Annotated in this window: 14 protein-coding genes and 1 pseudogene; 3 read left to right on the forward strand and 12 right to left on the reverse strand. The window is 36.8% G+C overall.

Annotated elements, in window-relative coordinates; translation table 11 throughout:
* Positions 1-86 precede the first annotated feature (86 nt).
* The 5 genes and pseudogenes from IPK35_12485 to IPK35_12505 all read right to left on the reverse strand — a co-directional run bounded on the left by IPK35_12485 (position 87) and on the right by IPK35_12505 (position 6,631).
* The gene (locus tag IPK35_12485) at positions 87-1,580 is read right to left on the reverse strand and encodes a T9SS type A sorting domain-containing protein (protein ID MBK8054054.1); all 1,494 of its coding nucleotides are present in this window, start codon (positions 1,578-1,580) and stop codon (positions 87-89) included.
* A 35-nt stretch (positions 1,581-1,615) separates the two neighbouring features.
* Positions 1,616-2,647, reverse strand: a complete 1,032-nt coding sequence (locus tag IPK35_12490; protein ID MBK8054055.1) for a hypothetical protein — start codon at positions 2,645-2,647, stop codon at positions 1,616-1,618.
* A 175-nt stretch (positions 2,648-2,822) separates the two neighbouring features.
* The gene (locus tag IPK35_12495) at positions 2,823-3,668 is read right to left on the reverse strand and encodes an arsenite methyltransferase (protein MBK8054056.1); all 846 of its coding nucleotides are present in this window, start codon (positions 3,666-3,668) and stop codon (positions 2,823-2,825) included.
* A gap of 145 nt (positions 3,669-3,813) precedes the next feature.
* Positions 3,814-5,681, reverse strand: a pseudogene (locus IPK35_12500) (M1 family metallopeptidase).
* 2 nt (positions 5,682-5,683) lie between these two features.
* The gene (locus IPK35_12505) at positions 5,684-6,631 is read right to left on the reverse strand and encodes a CPBP family intramembrane metalloprotease (GenBank protein ID MBK8054057.1); all 948 of its coding nucleotides are present in this window, start codon (positions 6,629-6,631) and stop codon (positions 5,684-5,686) included.
* Positions 6,632-6,906: 275 nt separating this feature from the next.
* Here IPK35_12505 and IPK35_12510 point away from each other — a divergent pair, with 275 nt between their 5' ends.
* From IPK35_12510 to IPK35_12520, 3 genes are all read left to right on the forward strand, one after another.
* Positions 6,907-7,482 (forward strand): hypothetical protein, encoded by a 576-nt coding sequence (locus tag IPK35_12510; protein ID MBK8054058.1) that lies wholly within the window; start codon positions 6,907-6,909, stop codon positions 7,480-7,482.
* Positions 7,483-7,525: 43 nt separating this feature from the next.
* Positions 7,526-9,136: an adenine deaminase gene (gene ade, locus IPK35_12515; protein MBK8054059.1), complete on the forward strand. Its 1,611-nt coding sequence runs from the start codon at positions 7,526-7,528 to the stop codon at positions 9,134-9,136.
* A 61-nt stretch (positions 9,137-9,197) separates the two neighbouring features.
* Entirely contained in the window at positions 9,198-9,857 is a 660-nt protein-coding gene (locus tag IPK35_12520; GenBank protein ID MBK8054060.1) for a hypothetical protein, read from the forward strand.
* Between the two features lie 52 nt (positions 9,858-9,909).
* On the opposite strand, the gene IPK35_12525 is transcribed toward IPK35_12520, so the two are convergent.
* From IPK35_12525 to IPK35_12555, 7 genes are all read right to left on the reverse strand, one after another.
* Positions 9,910-10,863, reverse strand: a complete 954-nt coding sequence (locus tag IPK35_12525; GenBank protein ID MBK8054061.1) for a phosphoribosylaminoimidazolesuccinocarboxamide synthase — start codon at positions 10,861-10,863, stop codon at positions 9,910-9,912.
* 131 nt (positions 10,864-10,994) lie between these two features.
* Complete coding sequence (locus IPK35_12530; protein MBK8054062.1) at positions 10,995-11,426, reverse strand: hypothetical protein; 432 nt, start codon at positions 11,424-11,426, stop codon at positions 10,995-10,997.
* Between the two features lie 422 nt (positions 11,427-11,848).
* Positions 11,849-12,193, reverse strand: a complete 345-nt coding sequence (locus IPK35_12535) for a hypothetical protein (protein MBK8054063.1) — start codon at positions 12,191-12,193, stop codon at positions 11,849-11,851.
* A 104-nt stretch (positions 12,194-12,297) separates the two neighbouring features.
* Entirely contained in the window at positions 12,298-12,441 is a 144-nt protein-coding gene (locus IPK35_12540) for a hypothetical protein (GenBank protein ID MBK8054064.1), read from the reverse strand.
* A gap of 245 nt (positions 12,442-12,686) precedes the next feature.
* Complete coding sequence (locus tag IPK35_12545; GenBank protein ID MBK8054065.1) at positions 12,687-12,926, reverse strand: hypothetical protein; 240 nt, start codon at positions 12,924-12,926, stop codon at positions 12,687-12,689.
* Positions 12,927-13,245: 319 nt separating this feature from the next.
* Positions 13,246-13,842: an SMI1/KNR4 family protein gene (locus IPK35_12550; protein ID MBK8054066.1), complete on the reverse strand. Its 597-nt coding sequence runs from the start codon at positions 13,840-13,842 to the stop codon at positions 13,246-13,248.
* 78 nt (positions 13,843-13,920) lie between these two features.
* On the reverse strand, positions 13,921-16,521 hold the full coding sequence (locus IPK35_12555; protein ID MBK8054067.1) for a hypothetical protein: 2,601 nt from the start codon (positions 16,519-16,521) through the stop codon (positions 13,921-13,923).
* Positions 16,522-16,572 lie beyond the last annotated feature (51 nt).

The following is a 16,572-nucleotide window of genomic DNA, read 5'->3' on the forward strand; positions in this document are numbered from 1 at the left end:
TCAATAGTTTACAACTTTGTGCATTGAATCATTTTTCCTGATCTCCAAGCACAAAATTGACAAAGGTCTCATGTTTTTGCTTGTTTCTATTCCTGTATTTTCACACATTTATCTCCGGCTATTTCTTTGCCATTCTGATATAGCTTATAAACATATGCACCTGAAGGTAACTCCGAAAAGTCAATAGTATGAAGACCGGTGTCGAGGTGATGCTGAACAAACACATTTCTACCACTCAAATCAAAAAGCCTGAATTCCACTTTCGGCCCGAAAGTCTGTAAGTCCAATTGCAAATACTGAGTAAAAGGATTGGGATATACCCTTATTGCAGCATTGAGCTCAAATCCATCTGTTGACGAAACGATTCCTCCGTTTTTGTCAAAACGGGTTAAGAATGGGATGTAGTCAATGGATTGCTTGTTTATAAGCCTGTTTCCATATATGATAAATCCATCATCATGAGTTGTTTTAATACCGGATACCCAATAATTAATATAATCTTTATGACTATACTCCATCTGCCATACTTTTTTCAATTTTTTATCAAACTTAGCTATTGTGATGATACTTTTTGTAAAATCATAATTCCCACTGTAAATCATCGAATCTTTGGTGATGTCCATCGATTGATAACTAAATGCCCGTCTGCCACTTCCAAAAGCCACTGTTTTCAACGAATCAGAATTCTTTCCAGACAGAATAAATAATACCGTCTGTCCTGACCTATAAGGGATAGTTCTTTCATATCCATTATAAGTATTACAAATGAGATAATTACCATCCGTCCATGGAAAACATGACTTAGTAACATCAAATAAAAAAAGATCACTATTATTATAATAATCTGACAGATGATTTAATGGTGAATTTGTCTTAAGGCCTTCATAGCTATTAAATACTAGGTTTGAGTCCAAATTATACCCTACGATTCCCGGGCAATAATAGCCATTATTATGAATGTTAGGTAATATACATTGACAACTACCTTGGCTATCCCTGATAAAGTAGGAATATAATATCTCGCCTGTATAACTCACTCTTATAAACGTGGTTTCAAATTGATCATTTAGAAAACCATTCCAGTGATTGGTCAACACAGTTAAAAATTCCTTTCCATTATTATAGGCTTTACCAAAACGGTAACGATATAGTGTGCCTGTCTTTTTTATATTGACACCTGTGAAATTCAATTGATCATCCACCTGGACAGTGATAAATTGATCATACCAATAATCCTCAAAGGGCCTTTTTGGGGTGGCAATTCCAAATAAAATAAACTTGTTGATCTCCTTGGACCAGGCTATATCAATGAATGCAATATCGAGAGTATCGTTTTTGAATTCTTTTTTTAAAAGTTCTTTACCGAACTTATCCGTTATGAAAAAATAATTACGGTATAGTGGTGAAAGATTTCTATTTTTTATTACAGCAATTATAGATGGATGATGTGGAAATTCTGCTGCAACGGTCAAATCCCCTTCTTCGTCCACATGTCTTTCCCATGAGGGGACGGCTTTTTGGCCGTCCCCTTGATAAATTTCAAAAAAGAACAGACATAAAATAATGGTTACAAGTTTCATTGGAAATGTTTTCATAGCAATCCTACATTGTAAATTTATTCATAACAACAAGGAGGAAAATTTGGTACCCAATTGGACCATTTTGTATGAAACCCCCATACGTCGAGCATATTTTGAAAGTTGCAAGTTTCAGTAATTTCATGGCCCATTATGAATGTACAATATTTTCCCAGTTGGTTTCCTTCCGAAACTAGAAAATCAAAACCAACGTCAACATAGCCGTTTAGTTCTTCCCAATCAGCACAACCTGATACATTATATCGCGGCCCATACCACATACCTTCTATTGGACAATAACCACAATTATTTGGAGTAGCAGATCCACAAATTTTTGTTGTCTGATTAATAAATGTTCCAGGAGAAGGTAAAACCAAAGACCATGTATAATTATCATATGCTTTATGAGCAATCTGATCAGCTGTCCAAGCCGGTTGTAAAGTATTACAGTCAATTGAAGGATTAAATGTTTGAAAAGGCTCAGGCTCTCCGGCATGTCTTTCTAAAGAGGTACCTTCAGGAAATATAAATTGGCGCATATTTGGACCTACATTCCTGCTTTGCACCTGCAACTCTTTGTATTTCAGACCAATTTTTGTCATAACAGAGAGCTGTATCTGATTGCAATCTGTCTTCACTACATCAATGCTCACAAGGACAAGTCGTTTCAGATTTGCAGATTTGGCTTTATACACTTCTTGTGAAGCCTTCAAAATATCATGAAATAGTTTTTTTGCATCTTTTTCAGTAATTTTACAGCCGGAAAGTCTCAAAGTCAAAGTATCAAATTTTGTGTAAAACTCACTGAAATGTGAAAGATTGTGACTGTACGTAACATTGATGGCATCTTCAGTCAATGATTCAAATTCTTGTGGAGTCCATTCTTGTTTTTTACTACTGCGGGTTTCCACTCCATCAGATTTTATCAGATCAATAAAATCATTAATTTCAGTAAGTCTTTTTTCAACACCTTCATTTTTTGTAGCGAAAGCATCTGTAACAGTTAAATTTTCTTTTTGACAAGAAGCAAAAGAGAAAACAATAATGGCTAATAAATAAAACTTAAACAATGGTGCAATGGTGCAATGGTGCAATGGTGCAATGGTGCAATTTAATACAATTTTTCATAATAATGAAATTTTAAGAGTTAAATAATACACAAAATTAAGTATATTATTTACTCAATAGCAATGACTTACATCATATCGAACTATGATTTTAATCACTTAGGCCGCTGTCATATCATCAACAACATCCACCACCTGGAGTACAACATGCTACTTTTTCGCCTTTTTCAGCATACACAGTAATACTCCTGATGGATGTATTCATCGTCATATAAAGCTTTACCTCTTCAGGAGAAAGATACTCGGATAATATATCTTCAGGTATATTGATAGGTTTATCTTTTTGGACGGTAATATTTTGAAATCCGGACTCTTTTATCATACTTAGGTAATCATCCTTATGTATGGCTCCTGCAACGCATCCTGCGTACATCTCGGCTGCAGATTTTAGTTTATCAGGAAGATTTCCGGTCAGTACTATGTCAGATATGCTAAAATGTCCACCTGCCTTTAGGACTCTGTATATTTCAGCAAACACCGCTTTTTTATTAGGAACCAGATTGAGCACACAGTTACTCACTACTACATCAGCTTTATTGCTGCCTACAGGCATATCTTCAATGTCACCTTGACGAAACTCCACATTGGTATAGCCCAATTTCTCAGTATTTTCACGTGCTTTGTCAATCATCGCTGTGGTAAAATCTATACCGATCACTTTGCCTGAAGGTCCTGTTTCGGCTCTTGCTACAAAACAATCATTTCCCGCTCCACTACCTAAATCGATCACGGTGTCACCCTCTTTTATTTTAGCAAAAACGGTAGGAAGACCACAACCCAGACCCAAATCAGCATCTATGGCATAACCTTCTAATTCGACATAGTCTTCACTCATGATATTGTATACTTCAGTACTGCAACCTCCAGCTCCGCAACAGGAAGCAGCATTGATTTCTTTATCCTGCAAGGCGATTTCACTATATTTCTGCCTTACCATTTCTTTGATTTCATTATCTGTGTGCATTTTACAATATTTGTTATTTTAAAAAAATGTGTTTAGAAAAGTTAGTTACAAATTGATCTTGGTTTATAAATTTTGTATTGATGATAATATACAAAAAGCTCATTTGTTGTGAAAAGATATCTAAATTACCCACTTCAAAATAAATCTATTTCGGAGCTGCTTTTTGTGGCCAGACATTGTCATTTCGGTCAGCATCTGCCATTCTGCCTGACACATCTATCTCAATACTCTCTACATCACTGGGTTTTTGTTTTATCTCAAAAGAGTATTCCGGGTGAGTCCATGCCCAATCTGGTAGCAAAACCGCATCTCGAAATACCTTGTCATCCTTTTTCTCTCCTCTCATCAATTCCTGAGGAATGTAATACTGATACATCTTGCCATCCTTAGTTTTTACAGTAATGTCAAGTGGCATCGGTACTAATCCCTTGTTCTGTAGGATGACCATTTTCCCTTTTACATCTTCTATAGCGTAATTGATGCGATGAGTAGTGTGAACAAAATACTCCTTAAACCAATCAAGTTCAAGGCCACTTGCCTTTTCCATTATCCTGAAAAAATCATTTGTATTGGGATGTTTAAATTTCCAGGTTTCAAAATACATCAGCATACTTTTATCAAAGTTTTTTTCACCAATGATATATCTGAGCTGTTCTAATAGTGCAGATCCTTTTGTATAAGAAGCAACACCATAAGCTGTATTGGTCATAAAATGATCGGCATGTGTTATCAGGGGCTCTTCCTTCCCACTGAGTGCAAAATTTACGTAACCTTTTACATCCTGTAAGTGTGGGTTATCGACAGCATCCCCAGGTATAAGTTTTTCTTTTTAAATGATTCATGACGGCATTACTTGCGTAAGATGTAAATCCTTCATCCATCCAGTGATACAGTGCTTCATTTGACCCGAGGACCATTTGAAACCAGCTATGCATCAACTCATGTATAGACACGCCGACTAAACTTATAAGAGACCTTTGCCCGGTAATCAAAGTTGCCATAGGGTATTCCATGCCACCATCGCCACCCTGAATAAAAAGAATATTCTGAAAAAGGGTATTTGCCATAATGTGTATTGATATATTCAAATGCTTCATCCATGATTGCAGGCAGCCTTTCCCAGTTGTCGGACGTTTTTTCGCCAGGCTGGTAAAAGTATCTTACTGTGGTTCCATCCCGGTTTTTGTGTACTATCTGCTTGTAATCAGGATCTGCTGCCCAAACAAAATCATGGACATTTTGAGCTTTAAAGTGCCATGTGAGTTTTGTTGGCCTGCTCACTGGATCAGTAGATGCGTATCCATAACCTGTTTCTTTAGGATTTTGCAGAGTGCCTGTTCCAGCCAGAACATAGTTTGACGGCATAGAAATTTTCACATCAAAGTCACCCCAAATACCATAGAATTCCCTTCCCACATAAGGATTTGAATGCCACCCCTGATAATCATAATTGCACATTTTAGGATACCATTGAGCCATCGAATATTCTATTCCTTCTGCGTTATTTCTACCCGATCTTCTGATCTGCTCAGGTACCTGTCCAGTAAAATTCATCTCAAACACAGCTTGAGTATGAGGTAGAACAGGATTACTTAGTTTTACTTCCAGGATAGTACCGACTGTTTTGTGGAGTACTTTTTTGCCATCCATCTTCAGTGAGCTGACTTTAATAAAACCCTGTTCATCACTCTTGAGTTTTGAAATGCGGTCTCCTACCCTTCTGTCAGGATCCAAAATCGTTCTGGACCTTACATCCATCATACTATTGGGCTGAAATGCATTAAAATACAGATGATAAAATACTTTGTCCAGGGTATCCGGGCTATTATTGGTCAAAATCATTTTCTGGTAGCCTTTAAATTGATGTTTTTTTACATCAAAGTCTATGTCCATTTCATATTTTGCACCTTGCTGCCATCGTTCCGGCTGAGCTGATCCATTGGTTAAGGCAAAAAGCAAAATAACAAATATCCTTATTGCGAAAGCAGTAAATTGTTTGATTTTTTGATACATATCTAAGCGTTAGTGTTATTTAAAGTATTGTTTCTGGTAAAAATAAAATTCCATTCAGGCCAATTGTACTTGTATTTACATATGACAATAAAGGTTAAAGCTCCTATTAAAAAAGTAAAAGTCATCATTGATGGATCTATTTGATGCGTGATAAAGAGGCTATCCGTTTGTAACACACTTCCTTCATAAGTAAATAATGTAGCGCCAAAAATGTTGGTCGCTGCATGTACTCCCAAAGCAAGCTCCAATCCATCATCCATCACAGTGATAAATGCCAAAAACAAACCTGCTAATATATAATATGCCTGCATAGTCCAAAATCCATACTTGGCAACTTCAGGATTGGTGCCGTGTACAAGCCCAAATAAAATGCTGGAAATCAAGATAGGGAGCCATTTGTTTTTTGAAAGCCAATAAAACCCTTGAAGTAAATATCCTCTGAAAAACAACTCCTCAAAACTTGTCTGAATTGGTAAAAAAATGAATGAAATCACTACCAATGGAAGAAAAGTACTTAAATCCCATCTGAAAGAATAGTTTTCAGGATCCGAATTGTAATTGACTGCTTCCAAAAAAAGTGAAATCATAAGCCATAATAGAAATCCAAACATTATTTTCGAATAATCAACCTTACTCTTAGGGGTAATCATTTTTATAAAATCTTTGGCATGCAGCGTTTTGACTACAAAGTACAATCCGGCTATCGCAAAAGCAAACCAGGAGATCAGCAGTATAAAAACCAAATTCTTCGGCATTCCCAGAACCCCGAAATCCATGGTTTCTTCAAAGGTTTGTAATGCATTGATCCCTTCATTATAACTACTTGAATTTAGTATGACAATACCATACATTATGATTTGCCCAAATAGATAAGACATAAAGACAATGAAAATTCCCAAAAGGTATCGCCACCAGTCATTCTTACCTAAATTACCAAGTTCGGGAAACATGTGATTTTTTTGTGCCAAATGTAATCAATTATTATAATTTCACGCAAATATACCGTGATGACTGTAAAAAAAAATATATGTGCAATCAGGATTTTCTTTTCAAGGAAAGGGCATTGATTAGCTTTCTATATTTTTTTGATATTTGTGTTTAGATAAATCGCAATATTTTGTACATTTGCAGTGTCTAAAATCCGAATGTAGTCCATTCGGCGTTATACCAATATAAGAACAGATTGCCAATTTCAGGTCATACAAAAATTAAAAAGATAAAAAATATGAAAACAAATAACAAAATGATAGTTGTAGTGCTTCTGATGATCATTGGAGCGTTTTCAAGGTTGATACCACATGTACCGAATTTTACTCCGACTGAGGGAATAACGATTTTTGGAGTCGCTTTTCTGGGTAGAAAATATCTTTCTATTATCCTACCGTGTGTCTTGATTTATTTAACTGACTTTGTGATCAATAATACAGTCGCTCGATCTTTCTTCACAGAAGTCGAAGGAACAGTTTGGTTTTCAAATTACATGATATTTAATGTGATTTCACTTGTATTAGTGGTCTTTACTACTTCGATCATTCTTAAAAAAATCAATATAGTTTCTGTTGCTCTTGCTGCGATCCTGGCTTCGGTCATATTTTATGTAATCACCAATTTCGGTGCTTTATTTTCACCTGCAAGCCTTTACACTAAAGATTTTAGTGGATTGATGCAGTCATATCTGGCAGGCTTACCTTTTTTCAGAACATCACTTTTTAGCAATTTGATGTTTACAACCATTATTTTTGGAAGTTATTATATTATCAATTCCATATCAGCGATCAAGCTGGCAAAGGTTAAATCGTAAATTCTCCTCAGGTCTTATTCCGACATCATTTTCATCCTAATAAATGGAGGTATCCGGTCATATTATTGATATTCTTAATAGAAGAATTTTTAAGGGAATCATCTCCGTTGTAAATGACAAAATAGAAAAAATATCAGAAACATCAGATGAAGTTCCGGATCATTACATATTGCCGGGATTTATAGATGCGCACATACACATAGAAAGTTCGATGGTTACTCCATATGAATTTGCCAAAACTGCACTCAGACACGGAACCATTGCTACAGTATCAGATCCTCACGAAATCGCAAATGTTTGTGGTATGGATGGAATAGACTTCATGATTCAAAATTCTAACAACACCGGTTTAAAGTTTTTTTTCGGGGCGCCTTCCTGTGTACCGGCTACTTCCTTCGAAAATGCAGGATATGAAATTGGTGTAGCACAAATTGAACAACTAATGCAAAGAGATGATATATGGTATCTCTCTGAAATGATGAACTGGCCAGGGGTACTGCATGGAGATCCTATCGTAATGCAGAAAATCCAAACTGCTCACAATTATAAAAAACCTGTTGATGGCCACGCTCCGGGTTTAAAGGGACAAGATGCAAAACAGTATTCAAAACCAGGCATATCGACTGATCACGAATGTTACATGCTTGATGAGGCTTTGGATAAGATTTCATGCGGTATGAATATTATTATTCGGGAAGGTTCTGCTGCCAAAAACTTCGATGTCTTACATCCTTTGATTCGATTATTCCCACAACAGGTTATGTTTTGTAGTGACGACAAGCATCCTGATGACCTTATAACAGGTCACATCAACCTGCTGGTAAAAAGAGCATTGATGCTTGGATATGATATTTTTGATGTCTTGCGTATTGCTTGCATCAATCCGGTAAAACATTACAACATACCCGTTGGTTGCTTACGAGAAGGAGCATTGGCTGACTTCATTATCATCAATAATATTGTAGAATGGGAAGTGACTCACACCTATAGTGATGGAAAATTAGTTTACCATGATGGAAAAGTGGACATACCATTCAAGATAACAGACATTATCAATAACTTTAATTGTTTTCCAGTAGAGGAAAATGACTTGAAAGTACCACTTGTTATTGGTGATATTCCTATAATTAAGGCCATCGATGGATCATTGATTACCGAAAAGCACTTTGCAAGCCCAAAATCAGAAGAAGGATATTTGGTTTCAGACTCCGACCGGGATATACTTAAAATTTGTGTTGTCAACAGATATAAAAATTCACCACCTGCTGTAGGATTTATTAAAAATTTTAATCTGAAAGGTTGTGCTATAGCCTCCACGGTGGCACATGATTCGCACAATATCATTGCTGTAGGAGATGATGACAGCCTGATTGTCAAAGCAATAAACCTCATAATAGCTTCTCAAGGTGGTCTTTCTGCAGTAACATACGATGATTTTCAACACATATCATTGCCGGTAGCGGGTTTAATGAGTGATCAATCTGTGGAAGAGATAGGTCAGCAATACAGCAAAATTTCGCAATTTGTGAAAAGTCAGGGTTGCCTGTTAACTGCCCCTTATATGACGCTTTCGTTTATGGCACTTTTGGTAATTCCAAAAATAAAAATCAGCGATTTGGGGATGTTTGATGCTGAAAAATTTGCTTTTTATTGATGCTGAAAATAATTTATTCAAAATTCCCGTTATACTCCATATCAGATAATAGTCTTTGATTATGAATAACCATAAGTATCACTTTTTAGCTTTAGTAACGTTTGGATTTATATGTTTTCTTTCTTCGTGCAATGATGAGGTTGAGGCCAGTTTCACCGTACCTTCATCCTATAGATTTAATAGTCCAAACCTGGCTAATAAGAGTGTGTACAAAATAGATCAACAAACCAAAAAAGGCATATTGCTTACGGATAGTCTGGGAGATTTCAGCAGAGCCAACTCAGTAATTTCCGATAGCCTGAATGCCATCATCAGAAATGCCTTTGTAATTAATTCTTTGCGTTCAATTCAATTTAAAGATGGAAATACCGCATTGCTGGAGTTTGGAAAACTGGATACTACAGGTGGTAAATCAGTAATCGTTCCTCTTAATAATAAAGAAACGAAATATACTTTTACAGGCAATCAAATCAAGTTTGAAGCCTTTCCTCAGTACTTTGCTGAAATCACCAATTCATTTTTAGAAGTCAATCTTTGTCAGGAGTTTACATACAGAAGTCAACGTGTTTCTCCCGGTAATCATGTCAAAAGGTATTTTCATAATAACTGTATTGATACAGATCATTCAAAGATTATCAGCAGAATCATAGGCGAAAGTCCTGCGACTATCTTTGACACCATTTCTATCGAAAGAGTAAATTACATCTTTTCAAAATACTAATTCCTGTATCCGGAAAAACAATGTATTAAGTGGACTTTAATACTGTATTGAACTAATTGTGCTTCAACCAGTTATTTACATTGACTTTAATTCTTTTTTCAATATTGGTTGTATCTGCTTTTTCAAATTTTTGGCCAGTAATAATTTCATATAATGTAATATACCTTTCGGATATTTCCTCAACAAATGACAAGGGTATAACTGGAATTTTTTGACCATCTAAGCCTTGGAAATTATTTTGTATCAGCCATTCACGAACAAATTCTTTTGAAAGTTGCTGTTGTGGTTCGTTACTGAATTGCCTTTCCCGATAACCATCGAGATAAAAATATCTTGAACTGTCCGGCGTATGTATTTCATCAATAAGAATTATTTTATCGCCGACTTTCCCAAATTCATATTTTGTGTCAACCAATATGAGACCTCTTTCATTCGCCATCTTACTACCCTTTTCGAAAAGTGCTCTGGTATATCTTTCCAGAATATCCCAGTCTTCTTTGCTAACTATGTTGCGGCTTAATATTTCGTCAACAGAAATATCCATATCATGACCTTCAGATGCTTTGGTGGTCGGTGTGATAATCGGTACCGGAAATTGATCATTTTCTTTCAGGCCATCGGGCATCCTGACACCACACAACAAGCGTTCTCCTGATTTATATGTCCTCCATGCATGACCCGCCAGATATCCTCGAATTACCATTTCAATTTTGATGGACTCAGCTTTCAATCCTATACTTACATTTGGGTCAGGAGTAGCAATCAGCCAGTTGGGAACAATATCCTTAGTGGCATCAAGGAAATGACGGGCTATCTGGTTCAATACCTGACCTTTGTATGGGATGGCTTTGGGAAGAATATGGTCAAAGGCAGAAATTCTGTCTGTAGCGATCATGATGATCTTATCTTCAATGTCGTAGACATCACGGACTTTACCGTGATAAATGTTTTTTACACCATCAAAGTTAAAATTGGTGCCGGAAATTGTGTTCTCTTCAAGCGACATACTCAATTAGATTATTTAGAACCTAAATATCAGGTATTTTGTATTATTATCAATAAAGGATTCCACTTTGAAAGGAGTTAAAACCTGGATTTATTTCAAATTTGTCAGTTACAAGTTTTATAGAGACAGGATCAGATGTTGGTTATAGAATTTCTGTCAAAAAGGATTTCTCTCAATTCTTTCATTGCCTTATATTCATGGGGTAATACCTTTTTAAATGCTTCTTTAACCGCAAAATATGCTCCTTTTTCACTCCCGGGAAGATTTTCTTTGACGATAGACTTAAAAAGTTTGATATCATGCTTAAGCATACCCCTGATAGAAGGTATATCGTGCCAGTCTCCTTCAATTGCGAGTGTTTTTATTTTTTGCCCTTTTTCATCCATTACAGATTCAAGGTCTATGACACTTAATTTACCGTCATTCCTCAAGGTATGTGAAAGTCCTTCAGGAAGTTTCCATATATCACTATCATTCTCCATTTCATTGTTGATAAGGAAAATTTCAAGTCCTTTTTCATGAAATCGATAGATTATAACTCTGGCAAGATCTAAAACACTCATATTAACAAATTTCAGGTCAAAATTACATATTAAGTACCATATATTAAAAAAATCATGATAATATACTCAAAATATACCAAACAGAAAATTGATTGCGAAAATTTACAATCATAATTATTTAATTTACAATACATTATGATTTAAATATTTCGCAGAATATTTTCTGTCCACTATAAATTGGTTTGCGAAAATATTTATTACCAATTTATTCATGTTGAGCATAATAGCGACAGAATTATTGTTATTGTAAAGACATGTGCATCATGTTCTATACAAAAACAAATTCTATTCGCTATAACTTTAAAAATTCACTTTGGTTCATTGGTCACAGCAAAATATACATCAAACTCAATGTGTAATTACCTCATCCCCACTTTTGGCGACTCCACAAAAATAAGGCTTATTTATTACTTTCCTGGTCTTTAGAAAAGAAATAAAGGACACAACTTTTTTACTCTTTTTATTTCAATCTTCCAAAGTTTATCTATAATGCTATTCTGAGAGAAAATATAAATATCAGTGTAGATTATTCCGTGGCCGTGATAAGCATAAAAAATGAAATATTTTCCTTTAAGCATAAGATCATCAAATTTACCAGAAAACGAAAATCCATATTTATTTCTACCCCATTTCAAAACATCATCCTTACTTGAGAAAGTAAGGCTTGACTCATCATGACCATTTTGATTTTCCATTTGGGATATTGTCTTGTTACTACAACTGTTTAGACTGACCAAAACAGTAAACAGATAAAAAAAGATTCTCATAATACTCTAATTTTTTCTTGCACATAGTAAAATACCTCCATTACTATAGTTAATTTGACCATAATTGTGGTTAGCTATTGCAGGAGTGATCCCGAAACTCAATATTACCTCATCATCACTTTTGGCGACTCCACAAAAATAAGGCTTATTGCATAGCGATAAGGTGAACCAAAATAATCTATTTCAGCCTTAGGATCCACCTGCATCCATCTCCCTGTAGTAGGATCCATTCCCCTAAAGAATGCCATGTCTATCCCTACGTCCAGATCCTTGAGCCTCTCTAAATCGTTATACTTATATCGATAGTCAAAGCCTGACAGCTGGATATAGTGTCCCTGGAACTCCAGACCGCTGGAGCTCTTTGGCTATCGCACAAAGATTCCTGACTACGCTAATCGTGATTTTCAAAATCATGTACTCCTTGCCGCTTTGCGGTTTCGTCACTTGAAAGCATCTGTATGCTTTCATCGCAAGCGAATCGCTCCTCAATGTTTCACTTCACCCACGAGCCATTTCGTATGGCTCGAACGGGTTCGTTCACCAAAAGGATAGTAGCTGGCCCATCCCGCCGAAAGCGGGTTCCTTCACTTAAAGCATTGTCATGCTTTACCCTATGGGATCGTTCAGTCACCTCCAGGATTTCAGTATTGGCAGTGATGACGCCGTCATTGATGATGTCGGTATATACCAATCCTTTCATCATCCATCCCTTTCGGATTCCTTCGCCTCTCATGCTGTTGCATTCGGCCCTTCGGGATCACTCAGTCATCAAGATACCTATTATATAGCATCACCACTTTTGGCGACACTACAAATATAAGGTTATTTATTTCTTTATCACACAGCCAGGTAGAAAAAAGCCACACAACTCTTTTTACATCGTATGGCTTTTGTGTATTCAATTCATTACGACGCTAATTTATGGCGAAGTCATAATAACACTCGGACGCATTTGCAAATTACACCCAGCAGAATCAACATAATTCCGCTACCACTTTAATGTTCATTGGTACTTATAATAAGTTCCTTTGATTTACTAATTAAAAAAATTATTATTTCCATATCTCCAATCCGGTTTGCTCATAACACAATTGATAAAATTCTTGATACTTTGTTTTAATTATTTCATCACTTTTAAAAATTATTTTCTCCTCATAAGCAATCTTAAAAGTCTCAATCATATTTTCAAAAGATAGAAAAGCATAGCAGTGAGGTTCGCTTAACGTATTCGTCTGATAAATTTGGTTTTTGTTAGTACTTTCTTGATTAAGGTCTATCCAGTACACATCAAAGTTTCCTCCATCCAATATTGGAAAAAGCTTATTCCCTGGAAAACAATGGAGCTCGTATATATCTTCATATTCTTGCCAATCTATATCTTGATAATACTTAACGGCGTTTTTTAGAGAAAATAAAGAAAACTTACCTTGAATTAGTCTTGGCGAACCATAGTAATCGGGGTAAATTTTATGTCCATTGACATATTTATAAAAATCTTTTATTTCATTTGGAAAAGATGCACCAAAAGCCAATTGTGCTTCAATTATTTCTTCATCTGATGCTCCAATATTATAAATTTTAGAATCTTCATTTAAGTAGCTAGTTTGAAGATCCTTAAGAATAATAAAGTCTTCTATAATTGGACTCATTTTAATATACTTTTAAATTTTACAACTAAATATATGAATCAAAACATAAATAAAAAAAATATAATATAAGTCTCATAATCAATACTTTTCAAATCCTGATCCTGGACCAATATATACCGGAGGAAAAAATCTTGAAGCAGCTCTTCGAGGTATTGCTTGTAAAGTTCTTAAAACTGCTGTTTTCCTAATGTCTGACTTCATATTTTTTGTAAGAGTTGTGTAACTCAACCTTAATCCTGCAGCACCCAATGCAGTTAATACAGACGTATACTCATCTGTCTTGGAAAGAGGTACAACCAGAAATGCATCTTTATCGGTTAATAATGTCGATAAAATACTCAATTGCCCACCTTGCTTGCGCTGTTCACTTAAAGGAACATATTGAACAGATGCACCACATCCTCCCTCATAAGTACATGCATATGGATATTCATCAGGTGATGGATCACCACCAGGCTTTCCTTTAAGGGCATCATCTCGATTTTGATCTTTTAAAGCTTTGTTACCCTTTATATAATGTAGGATAGAAGGATATCCAGAAGCTAACGCTCGTACTGTGTGATCATAGATATTTTTTGTATAACTTTCAAAAACAAAATGAATTGCACTTATGCTTGATTGGTTATTGAGAAAATTTAACCCTTGGCTTACTGTTTCCGAAACTGCATCAGCACGCTTTTTGGCTTCTATTTGTTCGTATGATGGCCCATGATTAGCACCATATTCTTCCAGCTGATCAAATACCGTCCTTCTCTTCGGTGCCATGCCGGTCGGATCAGTATGGATCATAGGATTGTTGAAGGTATAGGCATAAGGGGAGTATGATGGCATCATCTCCGCCAGTGGGTCGACACTCATAAACCTACCGATGGATGGATCATAAAATCTAGCCCCATAATCATACCACCCCAAACCACTTGCATACAGTTCTTTTCCGTTGTAGCGGTACTTTTGGTTGTAGCCGGTGCTGTCGAATACGCCCTCCATCTTCAAGCCAAAGGGATAATAATGATGCTCTGATTGTATAGTTCCTGCACTGTTGCATACGATCCTAACATTGCCAAGATGATCTTTGACATAGTATTGGTAGTCATATGTACTTCCGTTTTTAAGGATACGGCCATCCGGGTGATAGATCGCTTTGATGGCATTTCCTTCATACTCTACATCCCCAAAGTACGTTGTGGTTATACCACCCACGGTGCTCTGCCACTTTTTGCCGGCGGCATCATATACATTGCTGATGGTACCTCCTGTGCCACTGATGGTGTGCGGCAGATTGAGATGGTTGTAGGTGATGGTATTGTATGGGGTATTGGTCCGGCCTGTGAGATTGCCGTTGAAATCATAGGTATAAGCCTGACTGGTTCCACTGGTCATCGTGAACCCAAAGCCTGGAGATGAGATATCACTTACCCCCGACAATCGGACAGCTCCACTTGAAGTATAGCTAAATGTCAGGTCGTCTATCTGGCCAAAGGTAGGTGCGGGAGGGGTGCCTCCGTTCTTTCCCCAACGTTTGAGTGTGGAGATATCACCATTAAGATTGTAGGTAAGGATTTCATTGTACCTGTCTGGATTAGATGTTGCTGTCGGTCCTTCACCATATTTGGCTTGTGTCATGCGGTTGAGGGCATCATACTGGAAGCCATATACTGATTTTGGTGCTCCTGTCTTGTTCCATTCTATTGAAGAGATATTGCCATTGCGACATGCGACAGCACTCACATTGGCATGTGGGGATTCGTAACTCAGCTTCATGGAAAAGAGATCATTGCCACTCAGCGTCTCATTGATGCCACGGAGCCAACCCCTGATATTGTAGGTATAATTGATCGTCTGGGTACTACTACCCAATGTTTTTACATTCACCTGATCTATTTCGTTGTATGTTTGTTGTGAAACAAGTGTTTCGCTATTATTGTTTATCGTATGGTACTTTTGCAACAGTCTTCCTGCATGGTCATATGTCATCCTGTCTGTGGTAAAGAGTGTTGAGGCGGTCCCGCTTACGGTAGCTTTGTGCTCCCGCGATATTTTAAGGGGCCATCCGGCAAAGTGGAACTTTGTCCATGTGAAGTCTGTATTGCCATAAGGATGGTCAGTGCGTGTCTGAAGCGTACGACCCCATTTATCATAAAATGTAGTTGCCTTCACAAACTGTGTCGGTGCAGTTCCATTGGAATTCAGGATACCTGTTTTTATTTGAGTAGGCTTACCCCGTACAAGCAGATGATGGGCAGATGCCGGATGATCCGTTGCAAAAGCAGCTGAAGGATAGTTTGCAGCTCCTACAGTAGGTGTGGCTTGATACGAGACATCATCCGCATGCACAGCATCATTATCTATGTCGAAATCATCATAATAACTGACCGAATATATCTCAGTACCGCTTGTCGGGAATGCTTGAGTTGTGGTGTAGTGGTGTCCTGTAGTCGCAGGGCTCTCATAAAGCATTTCTGCCCCTGTCGGTGTTGGCAAACCAGCTACCTTTCCTGTCATGATCGGTCTGCTAAGAATGTCATATTTAGTAAAAACGGAAAAACCTTTTGGGTCATATTCCAATACGACTCTGTCCAGTCTGTCATACTTATAGATATATTCATAATCTACACCAGGGATGGATTTATTGGTGAGTCTGCCTCTGAAGTCATAGACGTACCTGAAAGAATGCCGCAATACAGGTGTCTGATTGTTATCCCCTAATAAGGCACTACCTTCTGGCTGGAT

Source organism: Saprospiraceae bacterium, assembly GCA_016713025.1.
GTDB lineage: Bacteria > Bacteroidota > Bacteroidia > Chitinophagales > Saprospiraceae > OLB9.

Coding starts and splice junctions, on each gene's coding strand:
- IPK35_12505 (MBK8054057.1), bottom strand. CDS start 6,631: ATGTTTCCCGAACTTGGTAATTTAGGTAAGAATGACTGGTGGCGATAC.
- IPK35_12550 (MBK8054066.1), bottom strand. CDS start 13,842: ATGAGTCCAATTATAGAAGACTTTATTATTCTTAAGGATCTTCAAACT.
- IPK35_12535 (MBK8054063.1), bottom strand. CDS start 12,193: ATGAGAATCTTTTTTTATCTGTTTACTGTTTTGGTCAGTCTAAACAGT.
- IPK35_12525 (MBK8054061.1), bottom strand. CDS start 10,863: ATGTCGCTTGAAGAGAACACAATTTCCGGCACCAATTTTAACTTTGAT.
- ade (MBK8054059.1), top strand. CDS start 7,526: ATGGAGGTATCCGGTCATATTATTGATATTCTTAATAGAAGAATTTTT.
- IPK35_12540 (MBK8054064.1), bottom strand. CDS start 12,441: ATGGCATTCTTTAGGGGAATGGATCCTACTACAGGGAGATGGATGCAG.
- IPK35_12485 (MBK8054054.1), bottom strand. CDS start 1,580: ATGAAACTTGTAACCATTATTTTATGTCTGTTCTTTTTTGAAATTTAT.
- IPK35_12520 (MBK8054060.1), top strand. CDS start 9,198: ATGAATAACCATAAGTATCACTTTTTAGCTTTAGTAACGTTTGGATTT.
- IPK35_12510 (MBK8054058.1), top strand. CDS start 6,907: ATGAAAACAAATAACAAAATGATAGTTGTAGTGCTTCTGATGATCATT.
- IPK35_12530 (MBK8054062.1), bottom strand. CDS start 11,426: ATGAGTGTTTTAGATCTTGCCAGAGTTATAATCTATCGATTTCATGAA.
- IPK35_12495 (MBK8054056.1), bottom strand. CDS start 3,668: ATGCACACAGATAATGAAATCAAAGAAATGGTAAGGCAGAAATATAGT.
- IPK35_12545 (MBK8054065.1), bottom strand. CDS start 12,926: ATGAGAGGCGAAGGAATCCGAAAGGGATGGATGATGAAAGGATTGGTA.